The sequence below is a fragment of the Streptomyces sp. NPDC048514 genome (assembly GCF_043199955.1).
GTDB lineage: Bacteria > Actinomycetota > Actinomycetes > Streptomycetales > Streptomycetaceae > Streptomyces.
Map to the genome: position 1 here is coordinate 271,248 of NZ_JBICWT010000010.1, position 13,401 is coordinate 284,648.

At 71.9% G+C, this 13,401-nt stretch carries 11 protein-coding genes; 5 read left to right on the forward strand and 6 right to left on the reverse strand.

What is annotated here, in order from left to right; all coding sequences use genetic code 11:
- Positions 1 to 178: 178 nt before the first annotated feature.
- Positions 179 to 1,426 (reverse strand): DUF2993 domain-containing protein, encoded by a 1,248-nt coding sequence (locus tag ACGFT2_RS23445; protein WP_393281400.1) that lies wholly within the window; start codon positions 1,424 to 1,426, stop codon positions 179 to 181.
- A 117-nt stretch (positions 1,427 to 1,543) separates the two neighbouring features.
- Positions 1,544 to 3,061, reverse strand: coding sequence for an MFS transporter (locus ACGFT2_RS23450; RefSeq protein WP_393281401.1), 1,518 nt, complete (start codon positions 3,059 to 3,061; stop codon positions 1,544 to 1,546).
- Positions 3,062 to 3,283: 222 nt separating this feature from the next.
- On the opposite strand from ACGFT2_RS23450, the gene proP reads away from it, so the two are divergent.
- From proP to ACGFT2_RS23465, 3 genes are all read left to right on the forward strand, one after another.
- The gene (gene proP / locus ACGFT2_RS23455; protein ID WP_393281402.1) at positions 3,284 to 4,780 is read left to right on the forward strand and encodes a glycine betaine/L-proline transporter ProP; all 1,497 of its coding nucleotides are present in this window, start codon (positions 3,284 to 3,286) and stop codon (positions 4,778 to 4,780) included.
- Positions 4,781 to 4,908: 128 nt separating this feature from the next.
- A complete protein-coding gene (locus ACGFT2_RS23460; protein ID WP_393281404.1) occupies positions 4,909 to 5,649 on the forward strand; it encodes a PepSY domain-containing protein in 741 nt (246 codons plus the stop codon).
- Between the two features lie 211 nt (positions 5,650 to 5,860).
- Positions 5,861 to 6,637 carry a hypothetical protein gene (locus ACGFT2_RS23465; protein WP_393281406.1) on the forward strand — a complete coding sequence of 259 codons (777 nt, stop codon included), beginning with the start codon at positions 5,861 to 5,863 and terminating at the stop codon, positions 6,635 to 6,637.
- Between the two features lie 99 nt (positions 6,638 to 6,736).
- Here ACGFT2_RS23465 and ACGFT2_RS23470 read toward each other — a convergent pair whose 3' ends face one another.
- Complete coding sequence (locus tag ACGFT2_RS23470) at positions 6,737 to 7,240, reverse strand: GNAT family N-acetyltransferase (protein ID WP_393281408.1); 504 nt, start codon at positions 7,238 to 7,240, stop codon at positions 6,737 to 6,739.
- Positions 7,241 to 7,337: 97 nt separating this feature from the next.
- Between ACGFT2_RS23470 and ACGFT2_RS23475 the strand changes: the two genes are divergently transcribed.
- A complete protein-coding gene (locus ACGFT2_RS23475; protein WP_393281410.1) occupies positions 7,338 to 7,766 on the forward strand; it encodes a hypothetical protein in 429 nt (142 codons plus the stop codon).
- 172 nt (positions 7,767 to 7,938) lie between these two features.
- On the opposite strand, the gene snpA is transcribed toward ACGFT2_RS23475, so the two are convergent.
- Positions 7,939 to 8,628 (reverse strand): snapalysin, encoded by a 690-nt coding sequence (gene snpA, locus ACGFT2_RS23480; RefSeq protein WP_393281412.1) that lies wholly within the window; start codon positions 8,626 to 8,628, stop codon positions 7,939 to 7,941.
- Between the two features lie 182 nt (positions 8,629 to 8,810).
- Here snpA and ACGFT2_RS23485 point away from each other — a divergent pair, with 182 nt between their 5' ends.
- On the forward strand, positions 8,811 to 9,875 hold the full coding sequence (locus ACGFT2_RS23485) for a LysR substrate-binding domain-containing protein (protein WP_393281413.1): 1,065 nt from the start codon (positions 8,811 to 8,813) through the stop codon (positions 9,873 to 9,875).
- Here ACGFT2_RS23485 and ACGFT2_RS23490 read toward each other — a convergent pair.
- Together ACGFT2_RS23490 and ACGFT2_RS23495 are read right to left on the reverse strand one after the other, a co-directional pair.
- Positions 9,794 to 11,782 (reverse strand): glycoside hydrolase, encoded by a 1,989-nt coding sequence (locus tag ACGFT2_RS23490; RefSeq protein ID WP_393281415.1) that lies wholly within the window; start codon positions 11,780 to 11,782, stop codon positions 9,794 to 9,796. The two genes, ACGFT2_RS23485 and ACGFT2_RS23490, sit on opposite strands and share 82 nt — an antisense overlap.
- Before the next feature lie 95 nt (positions 11,783 to 11,877).
- Positions 11,878 to 13,401, reverse strand: coding sequence for a sensor histidine kinase (locus ACGFT2_RS23495; protein ID WP_393281417.1), 1,524 nt, complete (start codon positions 13,399 to 13,401; stop codon positions 11,878 to 11,880).

Below are 13,401 nucleotides of genomic sequence, written 5' to 3' on the forward strand. Positions count from 1 at the left end.
CCGCGGGCGCGCCCCGGCCTGCCCGGCCCGAGCACCCCGTCGGCGATCGCCCGGCACCGACGGCGGTGACAGGGCGGGCGTGGATTTCTCTTTGGCCGACAACGCGTCCCATCGAAGCCCAAAGAGCAAGCAACCATTCCGCCTCTGGGCCGGCCTGCTCCCGGCCGGCCCCGCGGTCTCAGTGGCCCAGGAGTAGTCCCGCGCCGCTCACCTCGGCGTGGATGCCGTCCTTGCCCACCGTCACCCGCTGCAGGCGCAGGGCGCCCGCGGGCGGCTTCGGGAGCTGGAAGGAGAAGGCGAAGCGGTCGGCGATCTGGGGGCGGGTGAGCTTGGTCAGCGCGGTGAGCAGGGACACGTCGATGCCCAGCCGCTCCAGGAGCCGCGGATGGGCGACGGCCGTGTCCACGAGGTTCACGCGGGTCAGGTCGTGCAGGAAGCGCGGCGCGCCGGTGAGGCGGTGCAGCTCGTCCTCGTCGCGAAGGGCGGCGCGCACCGCGCTGTCCGGGACACCCAGCCGGCGCACGATCTCCGGCACGCCGAGCAGCGCCTTCATCTTCTCCGCCTCGCGGGTGAGCCGGCGCGCCGAGGCCCGGGTGAGGTGCAGACCCTCACCGGGGCCCGTCCCGGGCCGGTACGTCGCCAGGTCGCCGACGTCCAGCCGCATGCCGTCGACCGAGGTGGCGACGGAGCGCTCTCCCTGACGCCGGACACGGGCGTCGGCCCGCACCCGCACCTCGCGGCCCGCGACACGCAGATCGCCGAGCGCCTGGACCCGGCCCGGTCCGTGCGGTGTGAACGAGACCTGGGACGCCCCGAGTTCGCGGTTCATGTCGGCGTAGGAGAGCAGGACCTGACCGTGCATCTGTGGAACCAGCGCGCCCCGCACCGCGGTCAGCCCGTCGCCGTCGATGCGTATGTCGTGCGCGGTAGCCGTGACCTGGGTGAGCGTGACCCGGTGGGCCGGAATATCCGGCACGGTGATCTGGACCGAGTCCAGACGCCGGTCGGCCAGCTGAGTGAGGAACGGGAAGCCGCCGATGCGTACCTCGGGGGCGGCGGCGAGGTGCAACTGGTCCTTGAGCCGGTCGGAGGCCTTGCGCTCGGCGTAGAGCAACGCCCAGCGATCGGCGAGTACGACGACGCAGCTGAGGACGAGCGCCCAGGCCAGAAGTCTGACCAGGACGGGCAGGCCGGTGGCGCGATTGCGGCGGCGGCTGCCCTTCCGGTGGTTGGGCGGTTCCCAGGCGTCCTCCTCGGCGCCCACGCTCCGGGGGGCCGGTTTGTCGTCCTCGGTGAGGAATTCGTCCAGCGGGTCGTCGGCCAGCGAGGCCAGTTCCTCGTAGGGATTGCGGGCGGATGGAACCCGCTCGGCGGCGGAACCGTCGGAGTGGGAGGGTTGATGCGTCTGTATGTGGGGGGTACGCATCGGCTGATTTCAGCACATAGTACTACCCAGTACGCAAGTCCTACTCGAAGTAAGGCCTGGAACAAGCGGTTTGACGGAAATCCACCCGCGGACCCGGCGGTTCTGCACCGCGGGGTCTCACGTCTGCCGCGCGTGCACCGGGCTGTTGGCGACCTCGTCGGGGCACGTGCGGTGCGGTTGGTGTCCGCGCCGGTCGCGCTGCCAGTCGAACGTCGCGAGGGCCAGGGACGCCAGCATACCGACGAGAGCCGCGGCCAGTGCGGTGACGACGGCACCGCGGTAGTCGCTGCTTCCGCCGAGCACCAGGTAGAAGAGGCCGGGCAGGGCGGCGGTGCCCACCGCGGCGCCGAGCCGCTGCCCCGTCTGCAGGGCGCCGCCGGCCGCGCCCGCCATGTGCACGGGCACGTCCCGCAGCGTCATGGTGATGTTCGGGGACACCACGAAGCCGCCCCCTATGCCACCGAGGAACAGGAGCGGCGCGGCGACCCAGGGAGCGACGCCGAGCGGTACGAACCGCAGCAGCAGCGCGGTGCCGCCCAGGCCGACGATCACACCCGTCAGGCCGCACACGGTGAGCAGCCGGCCGAACCGGTCCACCAGCCGGCCCGAGATCACGGCGGCGATCGCCGAGCCGAGCGCGAACGGGGTCACGGCGAGACCGGACCGCAGCGGCGAGAAGCCGAGGCCGCGCTGGTAGAAGAGGGCGAAGACCAGCCAGACACCGCTGAAGCCGATGAAGTACAACGTGCCGACGCCGGCGCCCACGGCGTAGCCGCGGACGGTGGTGAACAGGCGCGGGTCGAGCAGTGGCTGGGCCTCCCGGGCGACGAGGTGACGTTGCCACCGGGCGAAGCCGGCGAGGAGCGCGGCGCCGACGGGGAACAGCCACCAGAGGCGGCTGATGCCGCCCGAGTCCGCCTGGACCAGTGGATACATGAGCGCGAGGACGCCGATCCCGAGGAGGAGGACGCCGGGCACGTCCACGTGCCCCCTGCCGGACCGGCGCGTGCGGGGCAGCAGCCGGCGGCCCAGCAGGACCGCGAGGATGCCGATGGGGACGTTGACGTAGAAGATCCACCGCCAGCCCTGGGCGCCGGAGGCCAGGGCGAGGATGACGCCCGCGGTGATGGGCCCGGCGGCCGAGGAGACGCCGACGGTCGCGCCGAAGAATCCGAACGCGCGGCCGCGTTCGGCGCCACGGAACATCTGCTGGATGAGAGCGGAGTTCTGCGGCGCCATGAAACCGGCCGCCAGGCCCTGGGCGAGGCGGGCCACCACCAGCAGGGTGATGTCCGGCGCCGCCCCGCACGCCGCGCTGAAGAGCACGAAACCGCTGAGGGCCAGCAGGAAGATGCGCCGCCGGTCCAGGGCGTCGCCGAGCCGTCCCGCGGTGACGAGGGCGAGGGCGAAGGTGAGGGCGTACCCGGACACCACCCACTGCACCTGCGCGGGGGAGGCGTGCAGGTCGCGCTGGATGGTGGGCAGGGCGACGGCCACGATGGTCACGTCCAGCAGGCTCATGAAGCCGGCCACCAGAGTGACCCACAGGGCCCGCCATCGCTGCGGGTCCGGCTCGTACCCGCTTTCCTGGACGCCCGTGTTCCGGCCGCCCGCCGCTGACGCCGCCGCTGTCACGTGCTCGCGCTCCTCTCACCGGACCGGTGCCCGGGCGAACCAGGTTCCCGCACCGGGCACGGGCACACACCACAGCCTGCGACCGGATCGCCGCAGGGGAAAGTCCGCCCCGGACCGTCTTCGACCGTCACTCACGGTGACCGGAGGGGTGCCGTGCGAAGGGGGCGGTTTGAACGGACGAGAACTGTGCAGGCGGAAGGCGACCGGCGAAAGGATCAAGTCATGACGGCGACCGACAACGACGAGTCGGCAGACCTCGCCGCGGTCAGACGCCACAGGGTGCTGTTCCGCGCGATCGAGAGGCGACGTCACCCGAAGCTGCGCCGCAGCGACATCACCGTGACCGACGAGGCGGCGGTCAAGCGCGCCACCAAGGCCGCCGCCCTCGGCAACGCGATGGAGTGGTACGACTTCGGCATCTACAGCTATCTGGCGTCGACCATCGGGAAGGTCTTCTTCCCCTCGGGGAGCGACACCGCCCAGTTGCTCGGCTCCTTCGCCACCTTCGCGGTGGCGTTCCTGGTGCGGCCGGTCGGCGGGATGGTCTTCGGGCCCCTCGGCGACAAGATCGGCCGCAAGAGCATCCTCTCCATCACCATGATCATGATGGCGGTGGGGACCTTCGCCATCGGTCTCATCCCCTCGCACACCGCCATCGGTCTGTGGGCTCCCGTCCTGCTGATCTTCTTCCGGCTGGTGCAGGGCTTCTCGACCGGTGGGGAGTACGGGGGCGCCTCGACCTTCATCGCGGAGTACGCGCCCGACAAGCGCCGCGGATTCTTCGGCAGCTTCCTGGAGTTCGGCACACTCGCCGGGTACGTCGGCGCCTCCGGCCTCGTCGTCATCCTCTCCAGCGTCTTCACCGAGGACCAGATGCTCCAGTGGGGCTGGCGCATCCCGTTCCTGGTCGCGGCCCCGCTCGGGCTGATCGGCCTCTATCTGCGGCTCAAGCTGGACGAGACGCCCGCCTTCCAGAAGCTGGAAGGCGGCCAGGCCAAGGCGACCGAGGCCGCCGACGCCGTCGAGAGCTCGGCCACCGCCGACCTCGGCAAGATCTTCACCCGCTACTGGCGGCCGCTGGTGCTCTGCCTCGCGCTCGTCGCGGCGTACAACATCACCGACTACATGCTGCTGTCGTACATGCCGACGTATCTGTCCGACGAACTCGGCTACGGCACCAACCGCGGGCTGCTGATCCTGCTCGTCGTGATGATCGTCCAGATGTGCGTCATCAACCAGGTCGGCCGCCTCTCGGACCGTTTCGGGCGCAAGCCGCTGCTGATGGCGGGGATGCTCGGCTTCCTCTTCCTCTCCGTGCCGTCCTTCCTCCTCATCCGGCAGGGCAGCATCGTCCTCATCACCCTGGGCCTGCTTCTGATGGGTCTCTCCCTGGTGATGATGCTCGGCACGATGTCGGCGGCGCTCCCGGCGATCTTCCCCACCCACGTCCGCTACGGCTCGCTCTCGGTCGCGTACAACCTCGCCACCTCGCTGTTCGGTGGTACGACCCCCCTGGTGGTGACCGCTCTGATCAGCGCTTTCCACACCAACCTCATGCCGGCCTACTACGCCACGGCCGCGGCGGTGGTCGGCGTCGTCGCCGTCCTGTGCATGCGGGAGACCGCCAACAAACCCCTGGCCGGGTCCCCGCCCTCCGTCGAGACGGAGGAGGAGGCCGCCGAACTCGTCCAGGCCCGGTCCGCGGCGCCCAGGTTCTGACCGCACCGCATGGCACAGCAGCGCACCGCGGCCGGCGGCGGACACACCGCGCCGGCCGCGGGACCCCCCAAGTGGCCGAGGGTGAAAAGCTCACCTAATGTGCCAATATGGTGACAAACAGAGATGGTATGACTGCACAGCGTGAACGTCTGCCGGTCTCGCGAGGCATCGGCCTGGTGTGTGTCGCGGCCGCGGCGGGCGCCCTGATCACGGGCTGCGCCAAGGGCGGCACCAGTGCCACCGGGACCACTGCGGTCGAGGCCGCCCAGGTGGCCCCGACGACATCGTCGCCCTCCGCCCCGGCGATATCGCCCTCCGCCCCCGCGACGTCCTCCTCCAGCCCGGCGTCGTCGACCTCCGCCTCGGCGAGCGGAGGCACCCTCACCGAGGACCAGGCCCAGCGCAAGGCCCTTCTCGCGAAGGTCAAGGTCGGCTACGACAAGGCGCTGAGCGCCGCGACGGCGGCGGTGCCGAAGTCGAAGCCGGTCGGGATCGAGCTGAAGGGACCGGCCGACAGTCCCGGCTGGGAGGCCGCGGTGGCCACCGCGGACGGGACCGTCCACCACCTTCGCGTCGACGCGGTCACCGGCAAGGCCGCTCAGGGGCAGGTCGAGCAGGGCCAGGACTCCGACGACAAGCGTGAGCTGGCGGACCGGCTGAGCAAGGCCACCGTGACCGTCCAGCAGGCCGTGCAGACGGCCACGGGCAACACCAAGGGCACCGTGACCGCGGTCGAGCTCGGCGACACCGACAGCGGTGCGCCGAAGTGGTCCGTCGACGTCGTGACGGCCCAGGACTGGAACAAGACGACCTTCGACATCGACGGGACCAACCGCAAGATCATCAGGCTGCACGTCGACCAGGACTGAACGGGGCACGCAGCGTCGCCGCGTCGAGCGCGCGGGAACCGAACGCACCGAATCGTGCGCACGGCGTCCTGGCGAAGCGCTTCCCCGCCGTCCGGGCTCGGGTCCGGGCGGCGGGCGCTTCTTGCCGCCGTTCCCGCTGGTGACGTCGCGACGCCGTTACCCCGTGGGTCCGCGAGTGGTCGTCCGCGTGGCTCGTCCCCACCCTGGAAGCATGAGCACCGTCGCGGCCACCGGCTCGAACCGGCTCCTGGAGAGCCCCATCGTCGGCATGGCCCCGTGGATCGTCTTCTCCCTGCTGGTCGGACCGGGCAGGTTCGAGATCGCGGTGGCCCTGGCCCTGGCCTGCACCGTCGTCCTCGTGTCCGCCGGCAGACTCATGAACCGGGGCAGCTCGTGGAAACTCCTGGAGCTGGCCGACCTGGTCTTCTTCGCCGGCCTGGCCGTCGTCGGCGCCCTGGCGAGCGCGGGCACGCTGCGCTGGCTGGAGGTGTACGCCGGTGAGGTGTCCAACGTCGCCCTCGTCCTGATCGCCTTCGGATCGATGGTGGCCGGGATGCCGTTCACCCTCCAGTACGCCCGCGAACAGGTCGACCGGACCCGATGGCACACGCCCGCGTTCCTGCACGCCAACTACACGATCACCGGTGTGTGGGGGCTGGCGTTCCTGGTCGCCGCCGCCGCGGGTGGCTACGGCGACCTCGTCCTGCGCAACCCGGACAACATCTGGACCGGCTGGATCATCCAGATCCTGGCCATCGTCGTGGCACTCCGCTTCACCGCCTGGTACCCCGACGTGGTCCGTGCCCGGGCCCGGCGAGACCAGGGACTGCCGGTCCCCGATCCGCCCCGGCTCGCCGGCCTGCTGCTGCCGCTGGCCGGTCTGCTCATCCCGATCGGGATCGCCGTGCTCATCCTCGACAACACCTGGTGGCTGGGCGTGGCCCTCATCGTCGTCGGCGCGCTCCTGGGCAAAGCGCTGCGGGAATGACGCCCACGCGGAAGCCGCCGGCGCCGGTGACGCCGGCGTCCGGCCGCCACCCGAGCGCCAGGCGGAATCTCCTCGCGGTCGCACCCCGGTACCGGCCGCTCACCGGTCGCCCTCCTCGACGCTGCGCCGGTACCAGGTACCCGGCCTGCCCCCGAGGTCGGCGGGGTCGGCCGGGCCGAGCAGGGTGAACCCGGCCTTCGTCAGCACCTTCCGGGACGCCGCGTTCTCGTGGGCGGTGGCCGCCAGGAGCGTGCGCAACCCGTACCGTGCCGCCGCCGCCCCGCACAACTCCCGCACGGCGGCGGTCGCCAGGCCTTGGCCGGCCGCGTGCTGCGCAATCCGGTAACCGAGTTGTGCGGTGCGGTCCTCGATGTCGACCAGGTTGAACCTGCCGAGCACCGAGCCGTCCTCGGCGACGAGCACGTGGAAGGCGCAGACGCCGTTCTCCTGCTCGGCCAGCAAAGCGTCGTACCGCTCGGCGAACCGGGCGAAGAACTCGTCGCCGCGGTCGGAGACGGACGCGGCGAAGTAGGCGCGGTTCGCCAGCTCGAAGGCCAGAACCTCCTGGGCATGGCCGGCATGCAGCCGCTGCAACTCGGGCACGGCGCGACCCTATCCCGAAGGCGGGTCGAGGCCACTTGAATTTCCGTGCCGGGGCGTTCACACGTTTGCCCGGGCGGGGTCGGGCAACGCGAAGTCCATGACTGAACCGAACAGTGAGACGAGCCGCAAGTCCGCAGCAGCGAAGGAGACGGCGTCGAAGGCGCGGCAGGCGGCGGACAAGGCGACGGCACCCGCCGGACGCGCGGCGAAGAAGGCCGCGGCGACCACCGATGACGCGGTGTCGGCCGCGAAGTCCGGCACCGATCGTGCGGCCGGGGCGACCGGCGCCGCCGCCCGTACCGCTGCCCAGGGCGTCGAGACCGGCCGGCAGGCGCTCATCACGGCCTCGGGCCAGGTGGCGGCCACGGCCAAGACGGCCTGGGCGGTGGTCGCCCACCGTAAGGTGGTCGTCGCAGGCGTGGGCGCGGGCCTCACCGCGCTGACCGCCGCGTCGTACGCGATGGGCCGCCGGGCCCAGCGGCACACGTACGGCCCCCTCACCCGCCTCACCAACGCGCGTATGTGACGCCCCGTCCGCCGCTGCCGTACGTCGGCGACCGGCTTCCACCGGCACACCCGGGCACGGCCGCTCGGCGCCGGCGCACACAGCAGCGGTACGGACCGCGGTCGGCGCCGCGGTCCGTACCGGAAGGGGCCGGGCTGGGCCGTGGGGAGGTCGGCCCGGCACGTTCACAGGGTCAGCGCGACGCGTTCACCCGCGCGATGGCCTTGGCCAGGCCGTTGACCCACAACTGGTTGACCCTGGAGCGCTCGGTGGAGTTCGGGTACCGGTTGGTGCAGGACGGGCCGGGGCCGCCACCGGACATCAGCTCGCTGCACGGTCCGCTGTAGTGGTCGGGCAGCCCGAGCACGTGACCGGTCTCGTGCGCGGCGACCCGGATGGAGTCGTACTGCTGGTTCTGCGCGTAGTCCAGGAAGATGTAGCCACTGCCGTGACCGTTGGTGGAGGCGTAGGACCCGCGTGAGTCGTTGCCCTCGTAGTAGGAGAAGTCGGCGCCGCCGGACGTCGCCTGGAGCTTGACGTTCGACACCGAGCTGTTCCAGATGGAAGCGGCGCTCGATATCTGGGAACGGAAGCTCGGGGCCTGGGAGGCGTTGTAGTAGACGGTCACCGCCTTCAGGGAGGGCTGGGCGGCCTGCCTCTTGGCGACCGACTTCAGCACGGCGTCGAAGAACGCCTTGTTGCCGGCGTTCTCGGCCGAACCCACGTAGCCGGCGGCGGTGGTGGGGGCGGGGGCCTTGGCGGGGCTCTGGGCGTTCGCCGGGCTCGCGGTGCCGAGCGCGGCCGAGGCCAGACCGAGGCCGAGCGCGAGGGCCAGGATTCGTCTGGGGTTCTTCCGGCCGGTGTTGTGGCGGAACGAGGCCATGTGGGGGCTCCTTCTCGTCCTGTGGGGTTGAACGATCGGTTGCCAGTGAGTCTCAGGCAGGCCAACGGTTCCGGGGATGATGGCAATCGGGGATAGCACGGGGCTATCGGCGGGCAACTCGTCCACTTTCGTTGGACCTTGAACATCTGGTGTCACGCCCCCTGCCGCCCTACGCTCCCTCCATGGAGCTCGAGGTGAGGCATCTGCGCGTTCTCTGCGCCATCGCCGACACCGGCAGCCTGCACAAAGCGGCACGAGAACTCGGCCTGGCACAGCCCTCGTTGAGCACTCAGCTGCGCCGCATAGAGCAGGCGCTCGGTGCCCAGCTCTTCGTGCGCGCCCGGACCGGCTGCCGCCCCACCCCGCTGGGGCTCACGGTCCTGAGCCGGTCCAGGCCGCTGATCACGGAGTTCGCGGCGATCGTCACCGAGACCCGGGCGGCGGCCGCCCGTGCCGCCGGCCGGTTCCAGCTGCGCATCGGCGCCACGGCCAGCCGGGCGATCCCCGGCTGGCTGCGCCTGCTGCGGGCACGGGTGCCGCGGATCGAACCGACATTGCAGATGAACGTGTCCGCCAACACCCTGCTCGGCATGGTCGCCGCGGGCAGGCTCGACATGGCCTTCGTGCACGAGGTGGAGGGCAGCCCGCTGCGGGTGCCGCCCGGCCTCCGCCTGCGCGTGCTCCTCGAACGCGAACCGCAGTTCGTCACGCTCGCCGCGGACCATCCGGCGGCGTCCGGGCGGCAGGTGAGGCTCGCCGACCTGGCCGGCGACCGCTGGATGATCGACTCCACGGTCGACGGCGAGTGGGACGCCCTGTTCCGGGTGCTGCGGGCGGCGGGCCTGGAGCCGGAGATGCTGCACGGCGACTACCTCACCGCCTACTCCCTGGCCGCCACCGGAGAGGTGGTCACGGTCAGCCAGCCGACCGCCCACCCCCGCCCCGACCTCGCGATCCGGCCCCTGGAGGGCAACCCGATCGGGGTGCGTCTCCTGCTGGCCGCCCGCACGGAGGCCGAACTGGACAGTGTCTTCCCGCAGTTGGAAGAGGCCTACTGGGCGGTGGCCCACGAGTCACCGGCCTACCGGGAATGGCTGGAGCACGCACGCCCCGGGGACAGCCCCGGGGACCGGCTTCCGTCGGACCAAGACGGCCTCCCCGTCTGTCAGAGACCCTCGGGACACAACCGCCGGGCCTTGCCGCCCTTGACCACCGCGTCGACACATCCTCCGGGCAGTCCGTCGTGAGCCGTGGCCGAGAAGTTGGCGGTCACGGTCAGCTCGCCGTGCCCGAACGTGGTCCGCTGCACCTGCCGGTCCGGCGTCAGCCGGCGGAAGTCGGTCATCGGCGAGGTCGCCGCCGCCTTGTGCAGGGGTTCGAAGTACTTCTGCAGCCGGGCGATCTGCTCGCCGTGCCGGTCGAGTTCGGACTGGTCGAGCACGAGGTTGAGCGGCACGTTGTACAGCATCGCCAGCAGGGCGCGGTCCCGGCTCTGGGCCGGCAGCTTCGACCACGGCAGCTCCCAGCGCTCGGTGCTGATCACCGAGTCGTGCAGCACCGTCTGGTAGAGCGGCACCCGGTACCTCGGGTCGTACATCGCCCTGGCGACGTCGTCCGGGAGGCGGACGGGCTTGAAGAAGATCGCGGGCGCGTTGTAGGGCGCGTAACCGCCCCACACCGTACGGTCCTTCTCCAGCTTCCACAGCGCGTCGGTGACCGGGGTGCCGGAGCCGTGGCTGAAGGACAGCACGCCGTTCGACCAGGAACCGGCGCTCTCCGAACCGAGCACCAGCTTCCGGTCGCCGGACAGCCACGCCATGCGCTCCAGCCGGTTCCGGCGGTCCCGGGCCTCGGTCATCGGATGCTCGGGCGTGTGGTCGGAGAACAGCTCACCCGCGGCGTCGACGTCGAGGAAGTAGCTGCCGGCGCCGTTCGCGGTCATCTCCCGGGTGCGGTCGGCCAGATAGTGCCGGGAGGGCTCGGCGCGCCGGAGCGCCTCGGAGCTGACGTAGCAGCCGCGATCGTGGAAGCCGCTGACGACCTCGCCGTCCGCTCCACGCACACAGGCGTCCTGCCACACCGGGGCGGGCCACTTCGACACCGGGGTGTCCGCCGAGCCGGGGTCCTGGGCGTTGGCCCAGGAGTCGTACGGCCCCACGAGATAGCCGGACCGCTCGGCCAGGCTCGTGGCCCCGGCGGTCATGGGCGCGTCGTCGGCGTCGTAGCCCAGCCACATCCGGTCGATGCCCAGCTCCCGCAGCCGCCGTACGCCCTCGGCGGTGCGCGCCTGCCCCCAGGTGTAGGCGTGGAACGCGCCCACCAGCTTGCCGACCCCGGGATTGCGGGCGATCTTCTCGCGCAGGGTGGTGATGCCACCGTGCCCGGACAGCCAGGCGCGGTAGTCGCGGGCCGCGGCCACCGGCGAGCCGTCGGTCAGCGCGAAGGTCACCTTGTAGTCCTTCGTGTCCTCCTTCGGCGAGAACGCGTGCCGGGCCTCGGTGTGCAGACGGCCGGCCTCGGAGACGAACTTCAGTGTCGTGCCGATGTCGGACTCGGCGATGTAGCTCGCACCGTGCCCTCCCGGCAGGCCGGTGCCCCAGAACGGCATCGTCAGGCCGTCGGCCACACCCGCCTCCGAGCCCGCGAGCCCGCCCCGTTCCGAGTTCCACCACTTGTCGGCGACCGGCACCGACAGGCCCTCACCGCGCGGCACCTGCAGTTCCCGGGTGGCCGGGTCGACGCCGGTCACGGGCCAGCGCAAGGTGGCCTCGCGGTCGGAGTGCACGGACACCGCCAGCCGTCCGTCGCGCGCGGACACCGTGACCGTGAGCCCCTTCGCCGCGTAGCGCCACGTGGCCCGCCCGCCGCGCACCGACACCTTTCCGGCGGAGCCGAGCCTGTCGGCAGCGGGTGCGGAGAGCTGCCAGGCCCGGCCGTCGTCGGCCTGGGCCCGCACGGCCAGGGACGCGGTGTCCACCACCGTGCGGCCTCCCGCGACGGGCACGGTGACCTGCCCCCCGTGCACTTCGACCTGCCGACGATCATCGGTGCCCGTGCCGAACGCGGTGGCCGTGCCGACCACGGCGATCACCGTGAGGGCCCCGCTCACCGCGATGAGCTTCTTCCTGGTCTTCCTGATCTTCCTGGCCTTCATGGTCGGTCACTCTCGCGAGTCGGCATAAGAGACTTGTGAGAGCCCGGCCGCCGGGCCGCGTGCTCAGCCGGGCCCTTGCCCATCCGGGCCGGTGCTCAGCGCGGCTGCGGGCCGCCGGACGGCATCCGTAGCCGGAAGAGCGCGCCGCCGCCGGGCGCGCGCCGCGCGGTGAGGTCGGCGTGGTGGGCGCGGGCGATCTGGCGGGCCATGGCCAGGCCCAGCCCGGAGCCCGGCAGGGCGCGGGCCGTGCGGGCGCGGTAGAAGCGGTCGAACACGTAGGGCAGGTCTTCGTCGGCGATGCCGGGACCGTGGTCGCGGACCTCGACGACCGGATGCCCCGCCACGCGGGTGAGCGTCACTTCCACGGGGCGGCCGGGCGGGCTGAACTTGGCCGCGTTGTCCAGCAGGCTCGACAGCAGACGGGAGAGCCGGGCCGGTACTCCGGCGACCGTGCCGTCGCGTGCGTCCGGGGCGACCCGGAGTCCGAAGGGCACGCCCGGCCAGTGGCCCCGCGCCGCGTGGACCACATGGCTGACGACGGACGCCAGGTCGACCTCCTCGACGAGGGGGTCCGGTTCCTCGTCGCGGGCCAGCTCGATCAGGTCGTTGACCAGGACGGTGACCTCACGCAGCTGCCCGCCGAGCGCGGTGGCCGCCCGCTCGCGCTGAGCCTCCGTCAGACGGTGTGCACGGGCGAGCAGTTCGGCGTTGGTGCGCAGCGCCGTGAGCGGGGTGCGCAGCTCGTGGGAGGCGTCGGCGACCAGCCTGCGCTGTGCGGTCACCGACTTCTCCAGCTCCTCGAGCATGGTGTTGAACGACGCGGCGAGCCGCGTGATCTCGTCCTCGCCATGGGCGCGGTCCGCCGGCAGTTCGATGCGGTGCCGGGCATCGCGCGTGGTGGCGATGCGCTCGGCGGTCGCGGTGAGCCGGGCGACCGGAGCGAGTCCGGTACGGGAGACCCAGAAGCCGAGCCCACCGGCCAGGACCACCCCGGCCGCACCGACGGCGGAGAGCAGTCCTGCGGCCTGCCGTACCCCCTGGTCGACGGTGTCGGCCCGCACGGCCACCTGCACGGCCCGGCCGTCGCCCAGGGGTGTGGTCAGTATCCGGGCGCGGTGACCGGCGAGGCGGATCTCGCTGAGGTACGGGCCGTGCGTGCCGGCCGCGACCTGCCGGGTGGCGGTGGTCACGGGCAGCAGATAGGGCTTGGCCGGATCGTCGCCGGGCCGGGCCGGGACCAGCTGGGTGCAGGCCGGCGCGGCGAGGAACCGGCACTCGCCCTGTACGACGCCCGGGGGTTCGTCGCGGTACTGCTGGGCGGCCAGCCGCGCCGACTGGGTCAGCTGCAGGTCGAGCTGGTGCAGCAGCTGGTGCCGGATCACCAGGAACGCGGCGGCGCACACGCCGATCACGACGACGGCCACGGCGGCCGAAGCCGCGAGAGTCAGCCGGGTGCGCAGCCGGTGCCGGGGCCACCGTCCGTACCGGACCCCGGGAGGCCGGTACGAGTCGCTGTGCCGGTCGGAGTGCTTCGGTCGTCCCGAGTCCGCCTGCCGGTTCGGGGCGCCGTGCCGGTCCGAGTCGGTCTCCTGCCGGTCCGCGTGCTCAGGCCCGTCCAT